Below are 25609 nucleotides of genomic sequence, written 5' to 3' on the forward strand. Positions count from 1 at the left end.
TCTCCGGATGGGAGCAAAGCTCTTAATCATTGACGACGAATCTTCAATTCGAAAGTTTCTCCGCGTGACCCTAGAAGCACACGGTTATTCTGTCAGCGAAGCAGTAAGCGGTAAGGACGGTATTCTCCAGTCAGCGATGGTACGCCCCGACCTCATTATCCTTGATGTTGGATTACCCGATATGGATGGTACGACGGTTTTGTCTCAACTGCGCGAGTGGTATACCAATCCCATTCTTGTTCTGACAGTGCGTGATGACGAGTCCGGAAAGGTATTTGCGCTCGATCATGGAGCGGACGATTACATCACCAAACCCTTCGGTATGGGTGAATTCATGGCGAGAATCCGTGTCGCACTGCGCCATATGGCAAACCAGCCAGATAACCCCATCGTGACAGTAGGTCCGTTGACTGTCGATCTCGCTGCAAGAACAGTAACACGCGACGGGACCTCCATTCGCCTTACGCCAATTGAATACGACCTTTTGAAGGTACTCGTCACAAATGCGGGACGAGTTGTAACTCATCGGCACTTGCTGCAACAAGTTTGGGGAGAACACAGCTACGAAACGACCGGTCATTACTTGAGAATATACATAGGACACTTACGGAAAAAAATCGAGATTGATAGAACGCGTCCGAAGTTCATTATCACGGAACCAGGGGTGGGTTATCGGCTTGTAGCTCCGTCATGATTCTACATCAGTCAGTCTGCCGTCAAAACTACTTTCCCCACACTCTTCCTGCTCTCGACCATTCTATGTGCCTCCGCTGCATTTTCCAATTTGAATCTTTGTCCAATTTTGATATCCAGTTGACCATCAGATAGATACCGAAGAACGTGATTTGCGGTATCATGAAGGAGATAGGGTCTTTCCTTACGTGTGGTTCCTAGGCTAAAGCCTAAAACCGACCTGCAACTAGAGTGTAGGTCCATTGTTTTAAAGTATCCGACGTCACCACTTGAATTGCCAAAATGAACTAACCGCCCGTACTTGGCAAGGCACTGCATACTCTTTTCCGAGACAACTCCCGAAATTGAGTCTAAGATAACATCGGCCCCTTTTCCTCCTGTAATACTCAGCACTTCCTTTGAAAAGTCGCTTGTCTTATAACTAATTACATGGTCACACCCAGCATCCATGGCTGTTTGTACCTTTGATTCGTCACCGACCGTACCGATGACAAGACCGGCTCCCAGAATTTTGGCCAGTTGGGATGCGGTGGTTCCCACACCACCAGCCGCCGCATGAATTAGAACGGATTCCCCTTGCACGACTCTTCCGACATCTGCTAGCAACTTATAAGCTGTAAAGGATACAATAGGACACGCAGCAGCAACTGTCATATCTAAACCATCTGGAACAACAAATGTGAGCGCCTCATTTGCAACGACAAATTCGGCATAGGAGCCATCCAAAGGAAAAGCGATAACGCGTTGTCCAATTTTGAGGTCTTGAACGCCGTCACCAACCGCTTCTATGACTCCCGCAACATCTAATCCTGGGATAAAAGGAGGATGACTTCCATTTTTATTACCATAGCGCGCCTTAATATCAGCAAAGTTCACGCTGGTTGCAAAGGTGCGAATTAAGACTTGGTTTGGCCCGTAAACTGGCGCATCTACTGTGATGTAGTGCATGACATCAGGCGGCCCATAAGCGGTTACAACCACTGCTTTCACGTAAAATACTCCTTCCATACGCCGTCATGATAGTCTGACATTACCATACAACTGACAGTACAGTTCACCATTCGTTTCAGCAACCACCACGTATTTTGGCGTCAGACACCGCGCGTTCAGCCGGCGATATCATACTTAATACCAAGTCCTGACAGATAGACACTGACAATGCCCTGGTGGGTACATTCAAAGTGCGTCAACAAGTCTAAACAGGCTTCAATATCCAAGTTCTCCCCCATTCCCTTCCATGGTACCGCCTTACTCCATTCAATCTCGCTATGAAAAAAATCTCTAAAACGCCGGTCAAGTTCGTCATAGAAAGCCCGCAGTTTCTCCACGCTCACGGCCATCTCAGGGTCCATCCGCTTTTCTTTCCACGAAGGCCCAGTCCCGTCAACCATTGCCCTCAGATAAATCTCACGGGCATCGGCGATATGACGAAGTTCTTCACCCAAGGTCTTTAATGACTCATATGGACGATACTGTAACTGCTCATCGACAAGGTGCTCTAATAAACCCTGGGTCAGCCCAGAATAATACTGATAGAACTCGGTGCTGGATATACTACTCATAGTGATAACCTCCAATTTCGGTATTTACAATAACAATAGGGACCTTTTGCTGTTCTATCTTGTTCCCACACCCTTCACCTGTTGGGTCATCTTACAAAATAAGGATCCAATTAGACTGTAAGTCAAGTCCGTTCTCTTAATCTAGAGCGGGCTTACGTATACTGGGATGAAATGCGGTGTCTGCGCCCTGAAATTGCTTCGGATAAGGTTTGTTAGGAACCAATTTTGAACCATTCCAAGTATATGTAATTGTTATAGGCTTGCCAGTTGGGTCAGCAAGCGCATCATTTTTCTTGTAGACGGGATAAGTAACAATAATGGCATTTCCTGCGGACGAAACACTGGTAATTTCTACACTCGGTTTTGCAGTATCGGTTCCCAGATACCTCCCATTGAGAAAGAAGAAAACAAACTGATTATATCCGTCTGCTCCAGACACTCCGAGCCACGCAGACACTGTTCCACCAGATGTAGTCCTAATACTCGCATTTGGAGCAGCTTTGTTCACCGAATACCCTTTACTCTTAACTACAGCGATTTCCTCATTATATCTAGATTGTGAAGTTGTTGGTGCTGTGCCCTTACGAGAATCCGCACTGTTTGTCACATTCGTGACACTGGATGCAACATTCGTCTCAGACGTATTTGTTGTTGAAATTGCGTGCCCAGCAGCGTTAGCACCAGTGCCATGGGAGTTAGTCGTACATCCCGCTAAAGTCAACAACATCAGTCCCGAGAGCGGGAGCAATGTGAGCCGCCTGTTCATGATAAGCCCCCCTCGTCTTTGCTTACAGTATTCAGACGAGACAACACGATTTGGAGTTACAAATCAAATGCAAAATCTCGTTGCACTACCAAATAAATCATTGTGAAACTCCCCTGTTAAAGGAGCCGCAAGGCAGGTGTTAGACTGCCTTGCCTAGCAACGGAACTGGGTTGACACTAGATTTCACGGAAACCACGCCGAGTTAGTAAGACCACCCCAATGGCAGCAACAGCGACACCGGTCATTCCAATGGCGTTGGATGCCGAGACCCAGTTCCCCAATAGTCCACCCATGTAAGCACCGATTGGCGGCCCAACTGCAATAAGGGATCCCCTAATTCCCATTATCCGCCCGTGGTAATTCTTTGGAACCATCTTTTGTACAGCGGTTCGAGCCAATAGAGGATACCCGCCGAACAGGAATCCACTGAAGGCCATACACATATACACTACCAATTCCGACTTGAGATAGAACAACGGCACAAAACTTAGTCCCCAGCCAACAAAAGCCATTGACATAACGAATGCTTGCCCCTGATTTTTCAAACGAAGAAGTCCAGCTATCACTGCGCCAAGGAGAGACAGTCCGAAGTAGACGCCCCAAAAGCTGCCAAGCACTATCGCACTCATCGAAAATTCACGATGCGTGAGTAGAGGCAGTGATACCTCAAGTTGGCCCTCTGCCAAATTTATAGCAAGTGCCGCTAGCGTGATCCACCACACGCCCTGCATTTCATAAAGCAGTTTCAAACCACTCCATGTATCCTGCCAGAAGGAACCTTGCCTAGTTGTCATGCCTGATAGTTCGTTCACAGAAGGCGTGTATCGGATAAAAGCGATAAACACCGCAGCCAGCCAAAACGAGACTCCATCAAACAAAACGGCAACTTGTGCTCCCCACTTTGCAATCATTAATCCGCTCAGAAGCGGCCCAAGAAGCATCGCTGCGTTCCAAACCGTTTCACCGACGGCGTTGGCGGATCCAAGTTCTCTATCGTTTACCAAATTGGGTAAAAGGACCATCCAGCCAACAGTGGTAAAAGAACTGATTCCCCCTACCAGGAGAACAAGCATAAGCAGAACAAACATCGACAAGGCATGGAGTGCATATAACAGCGGAATGAACATAAACACAACGCCAAGAAGCAGATTTGCGGTCAGTAATGCTGCCTTATGAGAAACAGTATCGAGAACGTTCCCAACTACAGGTCCGAGGAACACTCCCGGCACGCCAAAGGCGAGAGCAAGCAGTCCCATATCTGCTGGGTGTTTGACTGTGACCATCGCAAACCAAAGCAGTGCAACCCATCCAATTTGATTACCCAGAACAGAAACTGCATCGGCAAACATCATCAGTGAGAAATTGCGCTGATGAAACAAATTTATATAAACTTGCATGTTCGATTCACCTCGTTAGGAGCCCCTCAAAAGCGGCTCAGCTTTGTCACTATGGGAGTTCCCCCAACGAGATGAATTAAATTGGAAGATTCATGGACATTATCTTACCTCCAGAGGTGGAACGGCTTAAACGGAAGCGTACGTTCAGCGCTATATCTGCAAAGCGGTCTGTGCCGTCCCTTTCCTTGGATAATTATACCGCATTCTGTTTAGTTCCCGGTAACAAAACCGAAAGTATAATTGCCATTGAGTGTTCATGAATGGGAGTTTTTCTTCACCAAAGCAGACTCCGACATACCCCGGGCCGCAGCCGACTGTTGTCCTATCTAGGCCAATTTGAGTGAGAGCCACGGCTGGACAGTGCCCGTCAACCGTGGCTTCTCTAAGTTTAGTGAATATCTTCCCTGCAGTAAAACTAGGGCTAGAACTTAGGTGTTGTATACACGTGTTCTCTATAGTAAGATAAGTGGGGAATTCTCCACTTTTTCGAACTCATCACATTCATTGAGTGGCGTCGGGAGTGGTGCTGACATGGGAGATTGGAACATTCAATATCCGCACAATGAACGCAGAGATGCTGCTATCAATCGCCAACGGCTGCTGGATACCGCTTTAAAGCTGTTTGAGCAGCACGGAGTCGAGCATGTCAGTATGAATCAAATTGCACTTGAAGCGGAGATTGGCTCAGCCACCCTCTACCGCCGTTTCAGCAACAAGAGTGAGCTGTGCTTAGAACTCATTCGGGACAATGTCATTCAAGTGTTCGAGCAAATTGAAGCATACTTGCAGGCTAATCAGGGCGAACCTGCCAGTAACAGATTGAAAGAAGTGTTACGCTTATTCATCCGTTTCCGTGAAAGGAGAGCAGAGTTGCTCACAGGTGTTGAGGACTCCAACTCCGGCGGTAAGACTTATAACAACCAACAAACAAGAAGTCCGCTATATAACCAGTTGCATGAAATCGTGACAGGACTGCTAGACGAAATGTATAGCGCAAAGAGCACAAATCGTGACAGCATCTTTGTCGCAGACATGTTGTTAACTGCCATACAGAGTCCTTCGTACCGATTTCAACGTCAAATAAGAGGATATTCCCCGGAACATTTTTTGGAACACCTCTACTGCACCTTTATATCGGGGTAACAATGTATAGAATCTCCACCGGTTCCCTACAAACTTGTCATTGAACTGACAGCACTCGGCTGGTTGTCCATATCGAATCCATGGAGTAGAAATGCACCTGCGTCCCGACTACGATTGCTTCTATTACTATAGTCCATTCACACATATTAACTGTGGGGGTTCTCCAAGTGAGTGTTCATAACGAAATGAAAATCTTTGCTGGATCAAGCGGAAAACAGTTTGCAGAGCGTATTTGTAGCTATCTTCATATGAGTCTGGGAAGTTCAGAAGCGATAACCTTCTCGGATGGAAACACCTTCGTCAGAATCAAGGAGAACGTACGGGGTACGGACGTCTACCTTGTCCAACCCATAGGGCTGTCTCCCAACAACGAGTTTGTGGAAATTTTGTTCTGGATTGATGCTTTCAAACGAGCCAGCGCAAATTCTGTAACGGTTGTTATACCGTACTTCGGCTACGCGAAAGGTGACAAGAAGGACGAGCCTCGAGTGTCGATTAGGGCCAGAGTATGTGCCGATGCGATTGAGACGGCAGGGGTCGACCGTATCATTATGATGGATTTGCATGCGCCGCAAATCCAAGGATTTTTTAAGAAACCCGTGGACCACCTCATTGCTCTTCCACTTCTCAGTGAATACATTAAGGCACAAGGAATAGAGAATTTTGTGATAGTGTCTCCAGACGCTGGGTTCGCGAAACAGGCACGCAAGTTTTCTTCATACCTTGGCGTGTCAACGGTCATTGGCGACAAAAGAAGAACTGGACATGATGAAAATCCGGAGACGTTGGAACTAATTGGAGAAGTCAACGGCAAGAACGCCATTATAGTTGACGATTTTTCCACCTCAGGCGGTACTTTAATCGATCTCTCTCATCTGCTGAAACGAAAAGGTGCTTTGTCCATCTTTGCATGTCTGTCACACCTTCTGTTATCTCCTCAAGCCGTAGAACGCATTGAAGCTAGTCCGATTGAATATGTAATCTCAACGGACTCCGTAGAAAATCACGCTGTGAACCATACTGCAAAGATCCGCATCATTTCGGCAGCACCACTTTTTGGGGAAGCCATCAGACGAATCTACATGCATCAATCCGTCAGTGGACTCTTTGAGGGTTTACCACCCGAAGTATTGGAATTTGACGGTCTCTAATCAGCGACTCTTGTTTAGTACAGGTCCACCCCTAGCTATTATCGTCGATACTTGCTCTCATGGATGACAGGTCTTGCGATCTCATATTTCGAACTAACGGTTCTGCCAAAGGAAGGAGAGCAGCAACAATGAAAATAACGCCACCCGCGGTCGCAATCGTCTGATATCCGAAGGTTTGAGCAAGGGGTACCGCGAGTGACACGCCAATAGGGATGGTGATATACGAACCAAAGTCGTCAAAGGAACATACTCGTGAAAGTTTGTCTTTGGGCACCGCCTGCTGGAGTGTGGCATCCCATCCTATTCCGGAAATGGTGGAACCGACTCCACCCAACGCAGCTGCAATTATTAAATATGGCAAAGCATACTCCTGACCAAGGACAATCATTTGTATGCCGCCAACCGCCACTGCCATCATACTGGCACGCAAAGGGTATCGCAGCGAGAGCCTCAACATGAATAAACTTGCTATTAGCAGTCCGATTGACCTTGCACTCAGTGTCAGCCCCCACCCACTTGAGCCAAAAGTGTTCTTGGCTATGATAGGCCCAAGAACCCGCCACACTCCCATCTGTACGGCGTTCATAAAAGCAAAGGCCGCAGTGATTGACCAAATCCAGCGGCGACTTCGGAAATAGGACCATCCTGCACGCATGTCCTGAAGAATCGACGTACCGGTATCCGGAGGATGTGAAGGAATGCGAACACGACTCAGAGTAAAGCTAGCTATAAAAAAGCTTACAGCATCCCACAAGATGGCCCACCCGCCATTCAGAGTCGCAACTAACACCCCGGCAACTGCTGGACCGACAATCTTGGCAGCACTTTTCGATGTATTGAGCAGCGCATTAGCCTGCCTGATATCCTCCCTGGAAACGACCTCAGGAACAATTCCGCGCATAGCAGGAGATGTGAAGGCACTCATCACACCACTTATCAGAGCAAAGAGAAGAATCCAACGCGGATTGAAACCCATCAGAACAATCAGCGCAATGACTGCCTGAGAGAACCCAGAACCTAAATTGCTTAAGACCATCAACCTATCCCGGCGATAGCGGTCGGCAACTCCGCCCCCTACAAGCACCATTAGAACATGTGGGAGAATTTCCGCAGCCAAAATGTATCCCAATAGATTGCGACCATGCGGCGTGTCGAGAACAGCAAAGGCAAGAACCAACGGTGTCATCCCACTGCCAAATAGCGAAACGGACTGCCCCAAGTAGAACCATCGGAACTGAGGGCTGTGGAGCGCACCTTTGAGCAACCTTGACTTAAACTTCAGCATGAATCTTGTGGGCACCTCCATCCCAGTGATACGGCACTGTACACAACACGGACATCCACTCAGGCATCCTCGGTTGTTTCATAGACGTACTATTCAAATCGCTATCGGATTCTGCGATTGTCCTCCTGTTTAAGCCAATAGCGAAGTCCTTTGCCCGCGTATGGCTCGTCTGTGTAACGAGGAACAACGTGAAAATGGGCATGGGGAATCGTTTGATTCGATACCAGTCCAACATTCCATCCCAGAGTGTATCCATCCGGATGAAACCGCTCATCTAGATTACTTTTTACTTGGTGCAAGAGTTCATAGATTCCGGTCCATTCATTTAGCGACAGGTCAAACGTTGTTTGCCTATGCTCCTTTGGAACAATAACGCCACTGCCTTCCAAAACGTCTTGGTGACCATCGTGTTGTAGAAAGTAACACGTGTCATTTTCAAACACGATGTGTTGGTGCGAATCTTGCTGCGGGTGACAAAAAGGACATTTCGATATTTTTTCCAATCAAACACCCCCTGTATTCATCCATATATTCCAGTTCGAACCATGAACAATACTCCAAGAGTTCGTCAATTGCTTCAATGATAAGGTCTGGTTTTCATCCCATTTATGTATAATGACACCAGGCTCTCCTTTGTGTCACAACATGAATTGCTGACGTTTGATGCTATAGACTCGTACCCTGCGGTTACAGGACTGGTCTACAGTTTCCCGCTCCAAATGCATTCCAAGTTTGTACATGATGCGTTCGGACCCGGTGTTACCTATTTGACAAATACTCAGTATCTCACTCAAGTCACAATTTTCGAATCCGAAGCGTAAAGCCTCTCTTGCAGCTTCCGTGGCAATTCCTCTTCCCCAGAATGACCTACCTAACCGCCAGCCAATTTCCACAGCAGGCATGATTTCAGGCAAAAAAGCAGGCACAGACAGTCCAACAAATCCAGCTAACTCACCGGTGGCAACAATCTCTACTGCAAATAAGCCAAAGCCAAGTTCCTCCCACGTCTCTTCACACCGCCTGACAAATATTCTAGTCTGCTCCTCCGTCCGTGTGTCCCCTCCACCAATCCACTGCATTACCTCTGGGTCAGCGTTTATGCGTGACATGGACACAATGTCCTTTTCAGTCCATCGTCGTAACAGCAGTCGTGTTGTCTCTAGTCTTGGCACTTGTCTGTCCCTCCCCTGGCAATATCACGTCCTTAATCGAAATCCGTATATGGAGGCTCTCAACCAAGATGACGAGTCATTGAGACGATTCATCCCGTATGAATGAGGAAACTCATGTGTCTGTGCATAAGTTAACAGAACATCAATTCTCGTCCTCTCGCAACAGAGATCGATATGGACTTTGAATCAACGATGTCGATACTTGTTGACATTCACACTCGTGCTCTCTATTATATTACCGCATTTACAAAATGCAGATTTTGATTAACCAAATGGTTAATCTGGAGTGAGTGTTATTAAGGACCAGTCAAGAGACGATAGGCTGCGCAAAGTTGTCCACGTTGAGGTCGCCCAATACTTTGAGACATTTAGCAGCTTGCATGTGCTCACCCGGCCTGACCATCACCCATTTCGGTTGGAATGGGCCCACGAAGTAAGAACATTGTTACCAGCCACATTGATGAGTGAAATCCACATGCTCGGTGAAATCACAGATCAATGGCTAGCTTTGCTCGATCTACATCGGTCGGAGGAACGAAACGGATCCATAAAGACAACACTGTCACGCCTGAATACGATGCCAGATGCAGAACTAATTGTCACCCTGCTGAATCAGAGATTCTCCCTAGGACAAGTGTTGCTGGCTCTACACAGCGATTCTGAACGAAAGCACATGCCGATATCCGAGGCACAGCGTTTTCTCTTTACAAACCTGCCCACGATACGCAGGCGAATTAGCCACTGCATCGAGCACTACTATGACATCCATTTTCAGAAGGAATGGACACGTATTGAACCATGGCTTGTTCAAGCCAGTCGTGAGTTTTTTGACAAGTTGCGTGAGAATCCAACGCACGCACTAGGTGAACTGCACCCTCGATTACACATTAAAGAAGATGCCATCTATGCACAGAAGGCTGAACTTTATCGCTGGTCATACGATGAAATTCAGCGAATTGATATCAGGCCGACAACTTTTATTGATCCACACTTGTTGATTGGCATCAATTCCGAACGCTTATCCTTTGCACTACCTGTGCATGTGCCTGGGATTTCAAAGAACGAAGAAGTGCCGTCCGACCTGGTACGTATGTTCAAAGTGCTGGCCGACTCAACACGGCTGAAAATCGTTCGTTCTCTATATGAGCAACCCTACTGTACGCAACAACTCGCACATATCCACAACATTTCTGAGGCGGCCATATCAAAGCATTTGCGACAGTTACAAGAGGCCAATTTCATTTCATCACGGCGTCGTGGAAATTATGTATTTTATCAACTCGAAACAAAAGAAATGGAACTACTCATCGTCTATCTGCGAAGTTTTTTGGAGCAATGAGGAGGGTCAATCATGTGGCAAGTGGCGAAAGCAACCATCGTTCGCAATCATATTTCAAACCAGCGTGCCTACCCATGGACTTTCTCGCTGGGACATATCGTCGGCGGTATCTATCTGGTGTTAGTGTCCTTCTTCTCTTATCACTACCTCATTCATGGTCAGTTGAACGCACGATTTGCAAAATACGCCGGCAGTCATGACTATCTGAGCTTTGCCATCATCGGCGGACTTCTAGGTACGCTCTCCATTTCCATGTTGATGAATGTATCAAGAGCGCTCATTACCGAATTGCGCGAAGGAACATTGGAAGTTCTCTTACTTTCGCCAGCGCGCAAATCAGGGTATTTTCTCGGTACCACCATTCAGCAAATGTATCGGATTGGCTTAGAGTTTATTCCCGTCATGATACTCGGACTATTCTTGGGGCTAAGACTGACACACGCCAACTGGATGTCCGTCTTCCCTGCCCTGCTTCTCTACCTATTTGCCTGTTTTGCTATGGCACTTGTCCTCGGTGCCGTCATGGTGTCAACTCGGGACACCTACATCGTCCAAAATACGCTGTTTGCGATGACAGCACTGGTCTGCGGCTTTCAATTTCCGACTCAATACTTACCGGCGCCACTACAGTGGCTTGGTCAAATCTTCCCCCTTACCCAATCACTACAATTACTACGAGACAGCGTTCTTTCCGGCACTTCTATCTGGGACGCATGGCAGCAAGTGACGGACGTCATCAGTTTATGTATCATTTACAGCCTTGTCGGCATCATCGCTATCAAGCATGTCCTGAGGCACGTGTTTGAACGCAGTATTGCTTAGAACGAAATTCGCCTATCGAGCGATGAGGAGGTCTCCGTATGATTGAAGTCAATTCTGTTACGAAGATTTATGAAGTGAAAATGAAAGCTGGCTGGCTGCGCAAACGCAAAGAGCAAAAAATTGCGGTAGACAACTTGTCGATGCAACTACGTCCAGGGGAAATCGTCGGTTTACTCGGCCTCAACGGAGCTGGGAAGACCACCACCATCAAGATGCTCTCCACGCTGCTTGCACCAACCAGCGGGATCATCACCATCGACGGCCTGGACAGTGAGCGTCATCGCCGCGCCATTCAGGCGAGAGTAAACATGATTGCTGGCGGCGAACGTATGCTCTACTGGCGGTTGACAGGCCGAGAGAATCTTGAATACTTTGGACGGCTCTATGGTCTGTCAGAAGCAGAGATTGCGAAGCGCATCGAAGAACTGCTCACCGAGGTGGACCTGTTGGAGTCTGCCGACATTCCCGTCGAAAAGTATTCAAAGGGCATGAAGCAACGGTTGCAAATTGCCCGAGGGCTCATCAACAATCCGTCGTACCTGTTCCTCGATGAGCCGACCCTCGGACTCGATGCGCCGATTGCACGTCAGCTGCGGAAAATGGTAAAGCGACTCGCCACTGAACACGGCAAAGGGATACTGCTCACCAGCCACTATTTACAAGAAGTCGAGGAACTGTGCAATCGCGTCTATGTCATCAATCACGGTCAAGTTATCCTCAGTGGGACGCCACAAACCGTTGTTCGAAACGTAGCGGGCTATGAGGTGATTCATTTGCAACTGAGCCAATGGTCAGACTTGATGACAAAAAACTTGCATCATGCACATCAAGTGCCGTTCGAAGCTATCCATGTCCAGACTGACGAGGCGACGCAGCAAAGTCGTCTGTCCATCACAACGGAATCTTCAGACGCTTTGATACCAAAGATCCTTCGTTGGTTAGCAGAGCAGGATACACATATTTTCTCCCTGCAGGTAGAAAAACCGACTTTGGAAGATGCCATCATCCGATTGTCCGAAGGAGGTGGCAAAGATGTCGCAATTCTGGCAGGCATTCAAGGCTGAAGTGAGAAAGCAACACCATGATTCGTTTGGCAGTCGGGCAGTGTTTTTCTCATTGCTTTTTTGGCCCGTACTTGGGTTCTTGTCCTCATACTATGCCATGAAACCCTATCGTATTGGTAAGGGGTCTGTCCTCAGTCACGTCATACCAGGGGGCAACATCGTACTGTTTTTATTGAGCGGATTCCTCGTGTTTCAGCTGTTTTGGACCGTCGTCCAGTCTGCTTGGACTTTTGCCCAAGAGCGACAGATGGGGACCTTGGAAATAATTTTTCTGACACCAGCGTCAAAAATGGCGTTTTTGCTGGGTCGATCCGCATATGGACTGTTTAGCGGCATGTGGATGTTTGCAGCGTTTTCAACGTTGACCTTTATCTTTATTGCAAATTTAGCCCATATTGCTCCAGGGTATCTACTACTGTCCATTCTGCTGTCCCTCTTCTCGGCCCTCGTGTGGGGCGCATTTCTCAGTGCCATCTCCCTGTTTTCACGCGACTCTGGATTTGTCTACTACGCTTTCGGTGAACCCATGAATCTATTTGGCGGCGTCCGCATCCCGCCGTCTGTCTTTCCCATTTGGGCAAAAGGTCTTGCATTGCTCTTTCCTGTTACTTACAGCTTATTTCTCATCCGCTCTGCCATCAATGGTACGATTACCGCCAATTGGTGGATTGTCATGGCGGCCCTTTTGCTCATTAACGCCGGACTGATTTGGGGTACAAAACTGTTGTTGAAACGCGCCGAACAATACGCCCGAAAACAGGGAAACTGGACCATGTTTTGAGGGTGCAACCACATCCATGTTGTAGGTCGGTCCGACAACATAAAACGGGATCGTTACCACAGGGAATAGGGTGATTACATCGCCAACGCTGTCATGGCGATAACCAAAGACTCCTTTCCTCCCACATAGTTATCATTAGTTCACCGAGAACTACCAAAACAAAAAACCGCAGCAGACGTTCTGCTACGGTCGGGGATGTACCGTTGAAACAACTCATATGCCCAGTCACCTATGTATAGGGAGAAATGGGCACACGTATCCCCTGATGTCGCAAAGTAGCGTTAAACAAGAATAATTCATCGCCGCGGACATATATGCCCACCTCCTTGTGATCTCAAGTTCCTTCCATGTTAGGCATGTCACTATGACCAGTATAAATTTTATGAGTAGCCAGAATGCGTTGTACGATTTGCGTAAACAACGGTTCTTGCAGTTTTTAGCGTTTCAGAAAGAGTCGCCATAGAGAGGGAGTACCATTGCTCATTGTTGTACGTCCAAGTCACCCGAAAACTAGGTCGGTTGCCAGCCCATATCGCTTGCACATATCCGCGTGATGCCTTTGGAACCGGTAACCCGGTCTTTGCTATGAAGCCTGCAATGGTGTTCGCCATTCGTGAAGCCTTAGGCTCAAATGTAGTACCTATCCCTTCAGCAACAAAGTGCCAGCCTTTATCGTTCCAAATGATGGCATTGTCGTATGACTTCGCGTTGAGATAATTAGTGGCGGATGTATTCTTCACCAGTATTATCGGTTTGTGAGTGGTAAACCTCCGTGTGGCAAAATCATGCGGAATAGAGTAGAACTTTAGATGGGATACAGTCTCCATATTACCAACCAGCGTAGCCATAGTGTACTTATTTGTACTGCTAGTCTTAGATCGCTCAAAGATGTCCATTGCATAAGAGTCTGGTGAAACATGTAAGTCAATTGCCAATTGACGTTTTACGGATAGGCTCGAGTCTAATTTCAGCGCTCTAGGCAGTGACACAAGAACTTTGGAGTGTGAACTGATGCTGTTTTGGACTGTGTTTGGCATCTGTAAGGAATTAGAGACGGCGAAGGTATAATTGGTGGTGGTTGCACTGTCATCACTTTTGGAACTTGTGACAGCATTGACTGAAGCACTGACATTGGTAGGCTTTACCGACCCAGTTGAACCGCAGCCTGATACTAACAATGTCATTGCAACCATTGTTGCAATCATAATTGTAGAGGAACCCCTCATTTTCGGCCTCCATTTCATCTCATCAATTAGACGAAACTTGTCAGCAAGACGTGACAATTACTCTCTACAGGTATGACAGTGCCTAGAATGCTAACTGTTATAATATGGAGGAATTGGAGAGGTGAAATATGGCGAGACCACTAAGTGACGACAAGCGAAATGCAATTATTTCAGCAGCGATCCGCGTCATCTCATCTCAAGGTTTGAGTGCATCGACGGCTCTGATTGCAAAGGAAGCTGTTGTCTCTAACGGAGCGTTATTCACCTACTTCGAAACCAAAGCAGATTTGTTTAATCGGCTCTCTATAGAGCTTAAGGAGAATCAATCAGCCATGTCATCCATCCCCATGATGGTTCCGAGTTAAGTTATACTGTGTTTGAACCAAGTAAAAAACGGAAGGAAGTCCGCAATGAAAGCACTCGTCACAGGCGCAAATAAAGGAATCGGTTTTGAAATCGCTCGCAATCTTGGAAAACGTGGCTATGACATTCTCGTCGGGGCGCGTGATGAAGCCCGTGGTCCAGCAGCAGTGGAGAAACTTGCCGCAGAAGGGATATCAGCGGCGTTCATCAAGATTGATTTGAATGATCTCGCTAGCCTACACACAGCGGCTAAAATGATTGATTCCCTCGATATATTGGTCAATAATGCTGGAATCCCTGATAGTCTCAAGCCTGGACGCGCGGCGCTTGATATCACCAAGCACACATTTGACTATACAACTGAGGATCTACGCACCACGATGGAAACGAATTTTCTCGGCACACACGAACTCACCAAGAATCTGCTGTCACGTCTGACAGACACCGGGAAAATCGTCAACATCACCGTTCCGATTTCACCGACCGAGTTTTGGCACCCGCTCGCTTACATCACGAGCAAAGCCGCACTCAACGTGATGACGCTGACTTACGCTTACGAATTTGAAAAAATGGGCAGCCACCGCCAGATTTTCGGCATCATGCCTGGTGCTGTAGCGACCGACTTGAACGGAATGGAAGCTGGTGCACACAGCGGCTTCGTCAAATCACTCGAAGCCGCAGGTCGGATGTGTACCGACATTATCCTGTCTGACAAGAATCAAAACGGGCAAATGATTCAGTACGATGGAAAGACTGTCACAGATTATGAGATTCAACTGAGAGGCTAGAGACATTCATCCCCTTCTTTGCACCCAGCCATCGTGGGCCACCCTGAGTAAACTCACGATGGCACTGCAATCACAAGGCATGAAACTGTCTGCCTTAGTCCATGTTGGCAGGCTAATGTACAGCACTCAAGAAGGTGTGAACTTCTGCTGCGAACTTCTCCGCTTCTTCGAGAAACGGGTAGTGATTACTATGTTCGAAAATGACCAACTTGGAACCTGCGATAAGCTCATTCATTTCAACGGAACACCATAACGGACATTGAACGTCGTGCCGCCCACATATGATGAGGGTCGGAACAGTCACTGCAGGCAACTGACTTCGCACATCGAACTCAGGATGATCATGCGCCCCAAAGTAGTCCAACCTCTTCGCCGCTATGCGTTTACTTGCGTCTCCCGAGAAGTACTCATGGTACCTTTCTGGTATATGCAAGGAGAGTTTTGTTCTCTCGATAGTCAGTTCTGCTCTCTTGTCGGACAACAAATCAGGAGCCTTCAGCGATTCGATGAGTTCTTGCATCCGGTGAAATTTGGGATGCTCAGTGTGATAAATACACTCCTTTGTGGAGCTATACTCTCGGGATGCAGCGGAACCAACGACAACTAGCGACTTAAGTGACGTTCCCCTAGTTACTACATAAAGGAGTCCTAACATCCCGCCCGTAGAAAGACCAGCGAAGTCCCACGAGTCAAATCCGAGTGCGCTCCGTATCGCCTCTAAATCCTCGACGGCTGACTTCATACTTAGCTCATCATCCGATACCGCTTGTGGGGAGTTTCCTGCCTCTTTGAGGTTCACCAGAAATACTCTTCGTTCGGGCACAAACTTTTCAGCGAGGTTGTCTCCCGTCTCGTTGAACTCTGAGTATAAATGGGTGATGCAAAGTGGTTTACCATCACCTCTCGTAAAAACCTCGAAAGAACCACGGTGTGTCTCTACCATCAATTTATCCCACTTCACAAGGCTTCCTCTTTCCCAAACATATCTGCCCTACACTGACATAAAGCTCCCAACCGCTACTGCCAATGTCAATTTCGTTAAATAGCGCGGCACCCACGCCTTGACCGATATATGTTTGCAGAATCCAAATTACAATATGAATCTTGCTTTGAGTTCTTCGGAATCCCCCGCCCCAAGCACCTAAATGACCGATAACTTGGAGCGAATCGACGATTTATTTCTCATTTAAATTGAGTTCATTCCAATACTCAGCAATCCTTTTTGTAGTATCTTTGATAAATAGGGTTTTCATCGAGTTCTCCGTCGCGACGGTCACTCTAAAGGCCAAAGCGATTCCTTTGTTTTTGCTGGTCTGGATGGTTTCATAAGGTCCGATGATATGGATAGTTGTACCGTTGTTCAATTTAAGAGACAACGAAATTGAATTGGTGCGCCAATGACTATGGAACCCCACAGTATTTCTTTGATTCACATCTCTCTCAGCAACTACCGGAGATTGCTTTAGTACTGACACAATACTGGAGACTGTGGGACTCTTGGCCGGTAAAGGTTTATGCAGCCAAGTGTTATTGCGATTCCCGTCTATAGCCATGGTTTGAACATCGGCACTTGAAAGATTCTTTAACGACGTTGGCATTTGACTTGAAGTGTTTAGATTACTTTCAAGCATCTTGCTATACGCTTTTTCAGCTGGTTTGTTGGTGACTTTAATAAGAGTCCCGTGCTGTTGATTGGCCAGCGTAACCCTGAAGAAATCCTTCATAGCAGTCTTAACCGCTAACATATGTCCATTTGTTAAATGGAAAACTAACCATTCATCGCCACCTGTAGATTCAGCCATGTGACTGTTCTTACTCATCGTAAAGGTAGTTCCATGTTGTAATCCGTTTAATAAGTCCTCCGCCTGCGCAGGGCCAAAAGGACTATACAAAAATTCTATAAAGTTGCCGGATGCTCCTGGTCCCCAGCCGTTGATACTGACATTCTTAATGTCTTTCGAGTGAATGTTTTTTACAATCGCGGGCGACTCGCCGGAACCTTTCAGAGTGCTTGAACATCCACTTGTCATTGTCACGAGAGCTATTACAGCAACGAAGACGAAGCTAAATCGCCAGATACCCTACCACAACCTTTCAAATCCTCAGAGGTCGACTAGCACTTCTAATTCAATTCACTGCCTGCCGACTCTAACCGAAGCCGTCTCTCTTTTGAATAGACGTATAAGCGGTTAATGCCGTTATCAGAAAATTGCCGTGACATTTATTTTATCTGCGGAGGGTATCTTCTGTTTGCACTCATTGCAAGCAACTCTAGCGGTACCAACGGTATGGGGTTGTTGTGGAGACCTTAACGAGTCCGGAACGTTCTAAGATTGGGCGTGAGTATTCAGTAGATTCACTGTAAATAAGTGTTTTGCCCAAGTCTAGTGCAGCACGGGACCGAGTTGCGGTGAGCGCTCGGTAGATACCTCGACCACGCCAAGCTTCAAGTGTGGCTCCGCCCCAGATACCAGCGAAGTTCGTTCCAGCGACTGGTTCCAAGCGACCTGCACTAATGACCTCTCCATCTGCCTCCGCTACCCATAGTTGCATTCCGTCGCCAAGCGCTAGTCGACGTAGTAGAGCATCCACCATATCGTTCTGGGGCCTTCGGAAAACGAGCGACTCCATCGCCGTCATAGCACGAATATCTGCTTCTTCAGTCACACAGCGCAGTGCCACCCCAGCAGGCAGCGGCACACGGACGTCCAACATTTTGGCTTCTCCAATCATGATTGACTCGGGATTATCTGGCTGGAAGCCGTTTCCCACCAATGCTTGATGGAGTCCGAAGTCACGGTCATGACCGCGCGTCTTCCACTCGACCTGGCTGATAATTGGGCTCTGACGGTAGTAATCGAGAACTCGTGGTACCAAATGGGGAATTTGCGTCGCCACGAAGTCATCAGGGTGTGGATAGGTCACGAACCCTTGACCGCCATCGAGCGTAGCCAAGTGTAATGGACCAAGGTGGGTCACCGATAACGCATTTTGGGTTTCTGCATCAGTGCGTAACTGTCGGTCGTAGGCTTGCAGCAGTCTCTGTTCATCCTTCATAGCGGAACATGCCTCCTGACATCCTATCCAAGGTCTGAGTTGTTTCCAAAATAGCGATGCAATCATTGTCACAAGCAGGCCAATCAGCGCATATGGATCTACAACTAAACAACACCAAGAAAACTAACTATTGAAGTAATCTGTTGCGATTTGGCGAAACGCCATAGCAGCCTTCGATAGGTACCGACTTTTATGCCAAGATAACCCGATTTCTCGGACAAAGTCGTGCTGCTCAATCTGAATGCATTTCATCTTACCCTCCCTGAATCCCCATGTAGATGACTCAAGGACAAACGCTATGCCGATTTCTGCTTCAACCAAAGCCCGGAGCCGCGCTGGTTCATCACCTTCGTACACGTGTTTGGGTACAAACCCTTCCGACTTGCAAATACGGTCGGTTATGTCGCGAGTCGGGTAACCACGCTTTAAGCCCACGAACGTTTCATCTTTCAGTTCTGCAATCGTGGTGCTACGCTTATCGCACAAAGGGTGCGTTATCGGAACCGCCACGAGGATAGAATCAAGTAACATCACCTGACATTCAATTTCGTCACCGCGAATCGGTGGTGAGGATAAGCAGAAATCCACCTCACCTCTTTCAAGGAGTGCATGCATCTCCTCGACCTTCAACATTTGTACGTGAAAATGGACAAACGGTTGCGTACCTCGGAATTTTTTCAGGATTGCTGGTAATGTGCCAGCAGTGTTCACGGCCAATTCCACCGAACCACGGTCAGGACTCGACAAGTCACAAATCTCTTGTCGACCCTGTTCCAATTCAAACAGGGCTTTATTGACACGCATGAGGAAGGTCCGACCAAACGTATTCAGTCGAAGTGATCGCCCACGGCGATCGAACAGCGGCACACCTAAGTCCTCCTCCAACCGTTGGATGGTTTTGCTGAGCGAGGATTGGGTTACGTGCAAACTGCGGGCGGCCTCCGTCATGTGTTCCAATCTCGCCACCACCTGAAAATACTGCAGTTGAAGAAGCTCCATGACGCTGCATCACCCATTCTCTACAGTCCATATTTTTATGACTTTAAATGTATTGGAATCCATCATAAAACTGATTTATGATGGACGCAACAGTGGGCAATGCACATCTCGTTGAGTCACGAGAGGCATCAGCACCAGCCTTATCAACTTGAGGAGGTACCTCTTATGGCGGATACCACCAGATTGATTGGAATAGAAGAGCACTGGACCACCGCAGCACTGACAGCAGCCCTCAAGGGACTCCCGAACGGGATCCGTGACGAGAGTCTGGCGTTCAACGAGATGGGTGACAATCTCGCCAGACTGGAGGACATCTCCGACGCGCGGATTGCGGATATGGACGAGGTGGGCATCGACATGCAAATCATTTCGCTTGCTCCGCCAGCCACCGGCCCTCTCGCTCCCAACGAGGCAACAGCGCTCACCCGGGAGACAAACGACATCGCGGCGGAAGCGGTGCGAAACCATCCTTCGCGTCTTCGGGCCATGTCAACCCTGCCCATGGCGCAACCAAAGGCCGTCGCGAAAGAGTTAGAGCGTGCCGTTGAGCTCGGCTTTGTTGGGGCTATGGTTTATGGTCGAACGGGAGAGACGGCACTTGACGATCCCTGCTACGAGGACCTGTTCGCGGCAGCGGCGTCTCTCAACCACCCAATCTTCATCCACCCCCAGATTCCATCAAATTCCGTCCGTAGGGCATCCTACTCGGGGTTAGGTAATCTGACAGACCTGGCGCTTTCGACCTTCTCATGGGGATGGCACCTCGAGGCTGCCACCGCCGCTCTGCGTTTGATCGCACGCGGTACCTTCGATCGACACCCCCAGCTCAAGATTATCCTTGGGCACTGGGGTGAACTGCTCCTTTCCTGGCAGGACAGGACAGACAGCTTGTCTCGTATCGCTGGCCTAGAGCGTAAGGTGTCGGACTACATTCGCTCGAACGTTTTTATCACAAGCTCCGGCATGTTCAACCCGGCGCTGCTCCATCATGCCTTAGAGGCCACGACGATTGACCACCTGCTGTTCTCCACGGATTATCCGTTCCAACGGCCCACCCAGTCCGATGTTCAGCAGTTGCTAAATGAGTTTGACAATGACGAAGAACGCAACAAGTTCAGCGGTGACAATGCGCGTCGCCTCTTCGGTATCGAATCGTCAAACAAGTGAACTGCGGCGGAGGCAAATTCAACAAAGAATTTTCGCTAACTCCAGTTAGGTAATACTTGAAAATTCGGGTCGGATTTGTACGACGAGTATTTTGCCGCAATTGCAGGAATCTTAGACCGTAGTTGCGCTACGTAGTTCTCTTGCTTCGGCGATTGTATCACAAGCGCATGAGCGAACATGGCAATCCAGTCTCTTGCATGCTTAACAGAGACAAGAGACCCGCTGCTAGTACCATAGGGAGGCAAAATGTTCATATAAACAACCTCAAGCCCATAATCGATTTCCTGCACCTCAGTTTTAGAAAAGCCCTCAGGCAGCAATTCTCTTATTTTGCAACCTTTGAGAGTTTTTAGCTGTTAGGTTAGGAGACATTCCCAACCCCATACGCATTCACATTAAGCTGTCAGCACCCCCTCCCTTGTAGCTCCTAATATGCGGAGACATAAGGGTAAAAGCGCCGACTACAACGGTTGCGACCCCTGACACAAAGGTTAATCCTGTAATTCCAAGGGGCGTTGCCAACAAACCAGACAACCAACTGCCGGCAGGCTGCCCGAGGCCGGTAATGGGGCGGATTGTACTTGACACTTTTGCTTGCATTCGAATTGGAATGATGTGTTGAATGACGGTCTTATAAAGTGGTTCATAGGGCGTATAGACAAAGCCATTCACCAGCATGATGACAAGAACCATCCAGTACTGATGGGCGAATGCTAACAGGCCCGTTAGTATCCCCCAAAACACAATGACTGCCGCCATCGACGGACCGATAGGCCATATCCAAGCTTTTCTCGAGAAAATGATTCCGCCAACAAAGGAGCCTATCGCGAAAGCCGACCACAGTACTCCGTAGGCCCTCGCACCTCCAAAATGATTGCGAGCCATTAACGGTAGAAAAACAGCATAGACGCCAAAGAAAAAGTTGAAGAAGAAAGTCAGCCCTGCAAGTTGCAGGAGCAAGGAACGCTCCTTCAGCATTTTTACCCCGTCCAACAGATTTTTGGACAGCTGAGAAAACGGAGTACCAGGGGTGTGCAGAGCTGATGGAATAGAAAACAAAAAAGCAGCGCAAAGGACAAAACTCAGGGAATCAATCACCAACACAGGTCCATAGCCTAGCCAGGACACGGAAAATCCAGCAATCGCCGGACCAACGAGCCATGTGAGATGGAGGTAGACATCGTCGAAAAAGTTTGCTGCACTTCTCTCTTCCCTAGAAATAAGTTCGGCAATCAGTTGTGAACGTCCTGTCGAAGTCAGAGGCGAGACAACCGAGCCCAACGCCAATAAAACAAAGCTTATCCAAATCGAATGAACCCCGGAGTAACTCGTTACGGCAATGCCGCCGTAAATCAGTGAGAGCAACAAATTCCCCAGCACCATCAATCTTGGACGTGAGTATCTGTCTCCAAGCACTCCTGCAAATGGATTCACAAGCGCTCTCGGGACACCAACACACAGAGAAATTAACCCTACGGCGGCCGGTGAATTGGTCTTATCCAGGACCATCCAAAGCACTGCTGCCTCTCCGAGTTCGTTGCCAAGTCCAGAGATTACGGATCCGAGCCACAGGTTTCGAAAGAATTTGCTCCGTATAAAGATAGATAAGCCCTCATGTCGTATTTGCATAGACGTCTCCCAAAGGCAAGAGGAATTCATTCACATTGAAGTTCCCGCAAGATTACAAAATTTTGAATCCGATGGTGTATTTTTGCTAGACTTGTCATCAGTCTATTCCGTACCTTATTGTACCATGTCCGACCTATACCAACAGAAATTCCAGTCTCGCCGATGTCAGGGGCACCTCACAGGCAATGTTGAGTGGATGTCACTGTGTCTTCGTTCAGTGCCCCAAACTCCGGAATCATGTCAACACTGTGCTTACCACGCAGACAGCATGTTGACACTAGACCATCCCAGGAGTGCCAGTAACATGATGCGAATCACCGCTGCTGGCACCCGCAGCGTAAGCCTGCTCCCAATCATGATGCCGGGGATGGATCCAATCAACAGATACAACAGTGTAATCGGATTGACTGCTCCGACAGCCCAGTGAGCAATTGCGGCAATCCCGGTCATAAGCACACTTTGAACTAAATCTGTCCCTACCAGTTTGGCGGCAGAAATGGGATAGACAACAGCTAGAACAGCTAGGTACAATGAGCCGCTCCCGACAGAAGTAACCCCCACTATCACTCCTGTAAAAACTCCCAGTGCAACTAGAATTGGTTTTAAAAATCGTGTCATGGGACGGATTGTGGTACGTCTCCGAATAAACCACTGAAAGACGAGTATGGCTGTAGTTGCGATATACACAGCACCAAGGGCATGGGAAACAATCCGGTTGACTTCCTGCACTGATGTGAAGTACTTCAAGGCGGACATTGTCACAGATCCGAGCACAGCTCCAGGTATACTGCCATAGGACAACCAACGAACAGCAAAAAAATCCACCGTCTTCTGGCGCATATGCTGAAACGACCCAACCGCCTTTGTCACAAAGGCATACGCCAAGTCCGTTCCCACCGCCATCTCCGGAGTCATGTGAAACCACAAAATGAGAAGCGGGGTCATCACCAGAGCTCCGCCGATTCCTGATACACCTACCAGAACACCCACTGCAAACCCTGCGATACTGTAATCCATCAGTTGATCCCACCGCCTGAGAGAGACTTCACTGCCTTGATAGAGTACTCCAGCAACGCCGCATTCTTCTCGCGTGTGGCCTTGAGGTAGTCCCGTTTGAATCAGCGAATAGAGGGGTGATGCTGATAATGCTCCATCAGCACATCGACCACTTCTGCCCGGCTAAACTCAGGTGGGGGTGCAATCCCTTCTCGCAACATCTGCCGTACTTTTGTACCAGAAAGAATGACTCTGTCTGTTTCAGAATGCGGACAAGATTTTGTTGTGGCCATTCCAGAGCATTTTCTACAGTAAAATGCATGCTCAAAAAACAACGGTGTGATGCCTAGTTCTTCTGCTGAAAAGTTCTCAAATATTTTCTGTGCGTCATATGTGCCGTAGTAATCGCCGACTCCAGCGTGATCGCGCCCGACAATAAAGTGGGTACAACCATAGTTCCGACGGACCAGCGCGTGCATAATAGCTTCTCTCGGACCAGCGTACCGCATCGCAGCCTTGTACACACCGAAAAACACTCTATCTTTTGGGTAGTAGTATTGGAGTATCGCTTGGTAGGCGCGGAGGCGAACTTCAGCCGGGACATCATCGCTTTTCGTCGGGCCGACCAGAGGGTTTAGAAAAAGACCGTCAACCGTCTCCAGTGCCGTCTTCTGAATATACTCATGAGCTCGGTGAATCGGATTGCGCGTCTGAAATCCGACAATTGTCTTCCATCCAAATTTCGCAAACTGTTGACGGGTCTGTTCTGGGGTATAAAAGGAGTCGGAAAATGCATCCGTTCGTTCGTCCCGCAACACTTGAACAGGTCCGCCTAAGTACGTGGAACCCCGGGTATACAGCCTGTTTACACCAGGATGTGCAGTATCGGTGGTTTTGTACACCCTTTGCGCTTCATGCAGAATCTGCGGCTGATAAATACTTTCAACACGCATCACAGCTGCCAAGGTTCCATCCTGCCGGATAATAGCGATGTCATCCTGGAATTTGATTTTAGCCGCTGTCTCGTCTGTTACCGGCAAAGTAATGGGGATGGGCCAAACCGATCCGTTTTGCAGACGCATGTTTTCGACTACAGAGTTGTAGTCCCCTTCCGACATAAATCCGGACAGCGGAGAAAAAGCACCAACCCCGATTTGAATCAAGTCAGATTCCGTAATTTCATCTGCAACCACATGCCTAAGCCCCAACGCGTATTTCTTTAGCTTTGCCTCGAGGTTGTCTGGAACCATACAATTTGTCACTGCGTCACCTCTTGTCACTGCGTCACCTCGTTTGAAGATCTGCTTCAGGAAGATAGACGGACAATTACCGCGCACGCTATTTGTGTAAGCCGCACTCAGTTTTAAGCTGCCCGGCCCACCGCCCGCTGCGCGGATCTGCTCCAGGTTTCACGGGCAGTGTGCAATAGGCGCAGCCTATACTCGGGTAACCGTTGTCATGCAGGGGATTATAAGGAACCTTATGGGTGCGAATGTAAGACCACACGTCAGTCTCCGTCCACCGAACCAGTGGATTCACTTTCACAACATTAAATTTTGCGTCCCGTTCAAATACCTGAGCATTCGCTCGTGTTGGCGCTTGATCACGTCGGATTCCCGTGACCCATCCATCCACCGAACTCAGGAACTCTGTAAGTGGCCGCACTTTTCGGAGGTCGCAGCACAAAGTGGCATTATTCTCCCACAGCCTGTCACCGTACTGCTCTTGCTGTTCCTGCAATGACAGACGTGGTGTAACCCGAATCAAGTTCGGTATTCCGTACTTGTTGACTGCTTCATCTATTAATTGATAGGTCTCTCTGAACAAAACATCCGTATCCAAATAAAAGACTGTAGTTGTGGGATTGATTTTCATAACAATATCAAGAAGTACCATATCCTCAGCACCGAAACTGCAGGCAAGGGCAAGACTCGGAATGACCTTCAGAGCTTTGTCTATCGTCCTTTCAGGAGACTGTGCTTCAAACACGCTTGAAAGTTCGTTGCACTGCTCTTGACTCAATCCAGTTGTTTCCACAGCAGCACCTCTTCGCTTTTTCTATTTGATTTTCATATAAGTATCATAAGTAATATTTATATATTGCTCAAGTGAACTTTTTGTGTAGGCTTTGCTCAATGTCGCTCACCGTTTGTTTACCTTCACACGAGAAAGAGGCACCTGTGTGTCCTGTGTGCGGCAGGCTCACAAG

27 protein-coding genes are annotated in these 25609 nt (G+C 48.1%); 10 read left to right on the forward strand and 17 right to left on the reverse strand.

The genetic code is table 11. The annotated features are described in order from the left end of the window. Positions 1-7: 7 nt before the first annotated feature. On the forward strand, positions 8-694 hold the full coding sequence (locus GI364_RS13910; protein ID WP_198849872.1) for a response regulator: 687 nt from the start codon (positions 8-10) through the stop codon (positions 692-694). 11 nt (positions 695-705) lie between these two features. On the opposite strand, the gene GI364_RS13915 is transcribed toward GI364_RS13910, so the two are convergent. The 4 genes from GI364_RS13915 to GI364_RS13930 all read right to left on the reverse strand — a co-directional run bounded on the left by GI364_RS13915 (position 706) and on the right by GI364_RS13930 (position 4418). Beyond that, the gene (locus tag GI364_RS13915; protein WP_198849873.1) at positions 706-1683 is read right to left on the reverse strand and encodes a quinone oxidoreductase family protein; all 978 of its coding nucleotides are present in this window, start codon (positions 1681-1683) and stop codon (positions 706-708) included. Positions 1684-1799: 116 nt separating this feature from the next. Beyond that, the gene (locus tag GI364_RS13920; protein WP_198849874.1) at positions 1800-2255 is read right to left on the reverse strand and encodes a DinB family protein; all 456 of its coding nucleotides are present in this window, start codon (positions 2253-2255) and stop codon (positions 1800-1802) included. 136 nt (positions 2256-2391) lie between these two features. Further along, positions 2392-3021, reverse strand: coding sequence for an LppP/LprE family lipoprotein (locus tag GI364_RS13925; RefSeq protein ID WP_198849875.1), 630 nt, complete (start codon positions 3019-3021; stop codon positions 2392-2394). A gap of 176 nt (positions 3022-3197) precedes the next feature. After that, on the reverse strand, positions 3198-4418 hold the full coding sequence (locus GI364_RS13930) for an MFS transporter (RefSeq protein ID WP_198849876.1): 1221 nt from the start codon (positions 4416-4418) through the stop codon (positions 3198-3200). A gap of 531 nt (positions 4419-4949) precedes the next feature. On the opposite strand from GI364_RS13930, the gene GI364_RS13935 reads away from it, so the two are divergent. Both GI364_RS13935 and GI364_RS13940 read left to right on the forward strand, forming a co-directional pair. Continuing rightward, positions 4950-5561, forward strand: coding sequence for a TetR/AcrR family transcriptional regulator (locus GI364_RS13935; RefSeq protein WP_198849877.1), 612 nt, complete (start codon positions 4950-4952; stop codon positions 5559-5561). 167 nt (positions 5562-5728) lie between these two features. Beyond that, positions 5729-6712: a ribose-phosphate diphosphokinase gene (locus GI364_RS13940; RefSeq protein WP_233095797.1), complete on the forward strand. Its 984-nt coding sequence runs from the start codon at positions 5729-5731 to the stop codon at positions 6710-6712. A 31-nt stretch (positions 6713-6743) separates the two neighbouring features. Here the strand turns inward: GI364_RS13940 and GI364_RS13945 are convergent, their stop codons facing one another. From GI364_RS13945 to GI364_RS13955, 3 genes are all read right to left on the reverse strand, one after another. Further along, positions 6744-7997 (reverse strand): MFS transporter, encoded by a 1254-nt coding sequence (locus GI364_RS13945; RefSeq protein WP_198849878.1) that lies wholly within the window; start codon positions 7995-7997, stop codon positions 6744-6746. Between the two features lie 101 nt (positions 7998-8098). Then, complete coding sequence (locus GI364_RS13950) at positions 8099-8500, reverse strand: HIT family protein (RefSeq protein ID WP_198849879.1); 402 nt, start codon at positions 8498-8500, stop codon at positions 8099-8101. A 135-nt stretch (positions 8501-8635) separates the two neighbouring features. Then, positions 8636-9169 carry a GNAT family N-acetyltransferase gene (locus GI364_RS13955; RefSeq protein WP_198849880.1) on the reverse strand — a complete coding sequence of 178 codons (534 nt, stop codon included), beginning with the start codon at positions 9167-9169 and terminating at the stop codon, positions 8636-8638. Positions 9170-9455: 286 nt separating this feature from the next. Here GI364_RS13955 and GI364_RS13960 point away from each other — a divergent pair, with 286 nt between their 5' ends. Genes GI364_RS13960 through GI364_RS13975 form a run of 4 tightly spaced genes read left to right on the forward strand, consistent with a single transcriptional unit; the run spans position 9456 to position 13175 of the window. After that, entirely contained in the window at positions 9456-10508 is a 1053-nt protein-coding gene (locus GI364_RS13960; protein ID WP_198849881.1) for an ArsR/SmtB family transcription factor, read from the forward strand. 12 nt (positions 10509-10520) lie between these two features. After that, entirely contained in the window at positions 10521-11330 is an 810-nt protein-coding gene (locus GI364_RS13965; protein ID WP_198849882.1) for an ABC transporter permease, read from the forward strand. A gap of 38 nt (positions 11331-11368) precedes the next feature. Then, positions 11369-12394 carry an ABC transporter ATP-binding protein gene (locus tag GI364_RS13970; protein WP_198849883.1) on the forward strand — a complete coding sequence of 342 codons (1026 nt, stop codon included), beginning with the start codon at positions 11369-11371 and terminating at the stop codon, positions 12392-12394. Next, a complete protein-coding gene (locus tag GI364_RS13975; protein WP_198849884.1) occupies positions 12363-13175 on the forward strand; it encodes an ABC transporter permease in 813 nt (270 codons plus the stop codon). The genes GI364_RS13970 and GI364_RS13975 overlap by 32 nt, the downstream gene beginning before the upstream one ends. Before the next feature lie 380 nt (positions 13176-13555). Here GI364_RS13975 and GI364_RS13980 read toward each other — a convergent pair whose 3' ends face one another. Next, positions 13556-14401, reverse strand: a complete 846-nt coding sequence (locus GI364_RS13980) for a hypothetical protein (RefSeq protein WP_198849885.1) — start codon at positions 14399-14401, stop codon at positions 13556-13558. A gap of 128 nt (positions 14402-14529) precedes the next feature. Between GI364_RS13980 and GI364_RS13985 the strand changes: the two genes are divergently transcribed. Both GI364_RS13985 and GI364_RS13990 read left to right on the forward strand, forming a co-directional pair. After that, complete coding sequence (locus tag GI364_RS13985) at positions 14530-14766, forward strand: TetR family transcriptional regulator (RefSeq protein WP_198849886.1); 237 nt, start codon at positions 14530-14532, stop codon at positions 14764-14766. Between the two features lie 45 nt (positions 14767-14811). Then, positions 14812-15552: an SDR family NAD(P)-dependent oxidoreductase gene (locus GI364_RS13990; protein WP_198849887.1), complete on the forward strand. Its 741-nt coding sequence runs from the start codon at positions 14812-14814 to the stop codon at positions 15550-15552. Between the two features lie 112 nt (positions 15553-15664). Here the strand turns inward: GI364_RS13990 and GI364_RS13995 are convergent, their stop codons facing one another. The 4 genes from GI364_RS13995 to GI364_RS14010 all read right to left on the reverse strand — a co-directional run bounded on the left by GI364_RS13995 (position 15665) and on the right by GI364_RS14010 (position 19608). Next, positions 15665-16495: an alpha/beta fold hydrolase gene (locus GI364_RS13995; protein WP_198854025.1), complete on the reverse strand. Its 831-nt coding sequence runs from the start codon at positions 16493-16495 to the stop codon at positions 15665-15667. A 232-nt stretch (positions 16496-16727) separates the two neighbouring features. After that, on the reverse strand, positions 16728-17588 hold the full coding sequence (locus GI364_RS14000) for a hypothetical protein (RefSeq protein ID WP_198849888.1): 861 nt from the start codon (positions 17586-17588) through the stop codon (positions 16728-16730). A 235-nt stretch (positions 17589-17823) separates the two neighbouring features. Next, positions 17824-18609: a GNAT family N-acetyltransferase gene (locus GI364_RS14005; protein WP_198849889.1), complete on the reverse strand. Its 786-nt coding sequence runs from the start codon at positions 18607-18609 to the stop codon at positions 17824-17826. A 123-nt stretch (positions 18610-18732) separates the two neighbouring features. Then, a complete protein-coding gene (locus GI364_RS14010; protein ID WP_198849890.1) occupies positions 18733-19608 on the reverse strand; it encodes a LysR family transcriptional regulator in 876 nt (291 codons plus the stop codon). A gap of 165 nt (positions 19609-19773) precedes the next feature. On the opposite strand from GI364_RS14010, the gene GI364_RS14015 reads away from it, so the two are divergent. Continuing rightward, positions 19774-20775 (forward strand): amidohydrolase family protein, encoded by a 1002-nt coding sequence (locus GI364_RS14015; protein WP_198849891.1) that lies wholly within the window; start codon positions 19774-19776, stop codon positions 20773-20775. A 35-nt stretch (positions 20776-20810) separates the two neighbouring features. Here GI364_RS14015 and GI364_RS14020 read toward each other — a convergent pair whose 3' ends face one another. The 5 genes from GI364_RS14020 to GI364_RS14040 all read right to left on the reverse strand — a co-directional run bounded on the left by GI364_RS14020 (position 20811) and on the right by GI364_RS14040 (position 25437). Beyond that, positions 20811-21029, reverse strand: a complete 219-nt coding sequence (locus GI364_RS14020; RefSeq protein WP_198849892.1) for a hypothetical protein — start codon at positions 21027-21029, stop codon at positions 20811-20813. A 136-nt stretch (positions 21030-21165) separates the two neighbouring features. Beyond that, positions 21166-22404, reverse strand: a complete 1239-nt coding sequence (locus GI364_RS14025) for an MFS transporter (RefSeq protein ID WP_198849893.1) — start codon at positions 22402-22404, stop codon at positions 21166-21168. Between the two features lie 252 nt (positions 22405-22656). After that, positions 22657-23421, reverse strand: coding sequence for a sulfite exporter TauE/SafE family protein (locus tag GI364_RS14030; protein WP_198849894.1), 765 nt, complete (start codon positions 23419-23421; stop codon positions 22657-22659). 101 nt (positions 23422-23522) lie between these two features. Beyond that, positions 23523-24680 (reverse strand): sulfate adenylyltransferase, encoded by a 1158-nt coding sequence (sat, locus tag GI364_RS14035; RefSeq protein ID WP_198849895.1) that lies wholly within the window; start codon positions 24678-24680, stop codon positions 23523-23525. Between the two features lie 58 nt (positions 24681-24738). Continuing rightward, positions 24739-25437 carry a phosphoadenylyl-sulfate reductase gene (locus GI364_RS14040; protein WP_233095798.1) on the reverse strand — a complete coding sequence of 233 codons (699 nt, stop codon included), beginning with the start codon at positions 25435-25437 and terminating at the stop codon, positions 24739-24741. Between the last annotated feature and the right edge of the window lie 172 nt (positions 25438-25609).

Source organism: Alicyclobacillus sp. SO9, from assembly GCF_016406125.1.
GTDB lineage: Bacteria > Bacillota > Bacilli > Alicyclobacillales > Alicyclobacillaceae > SO9.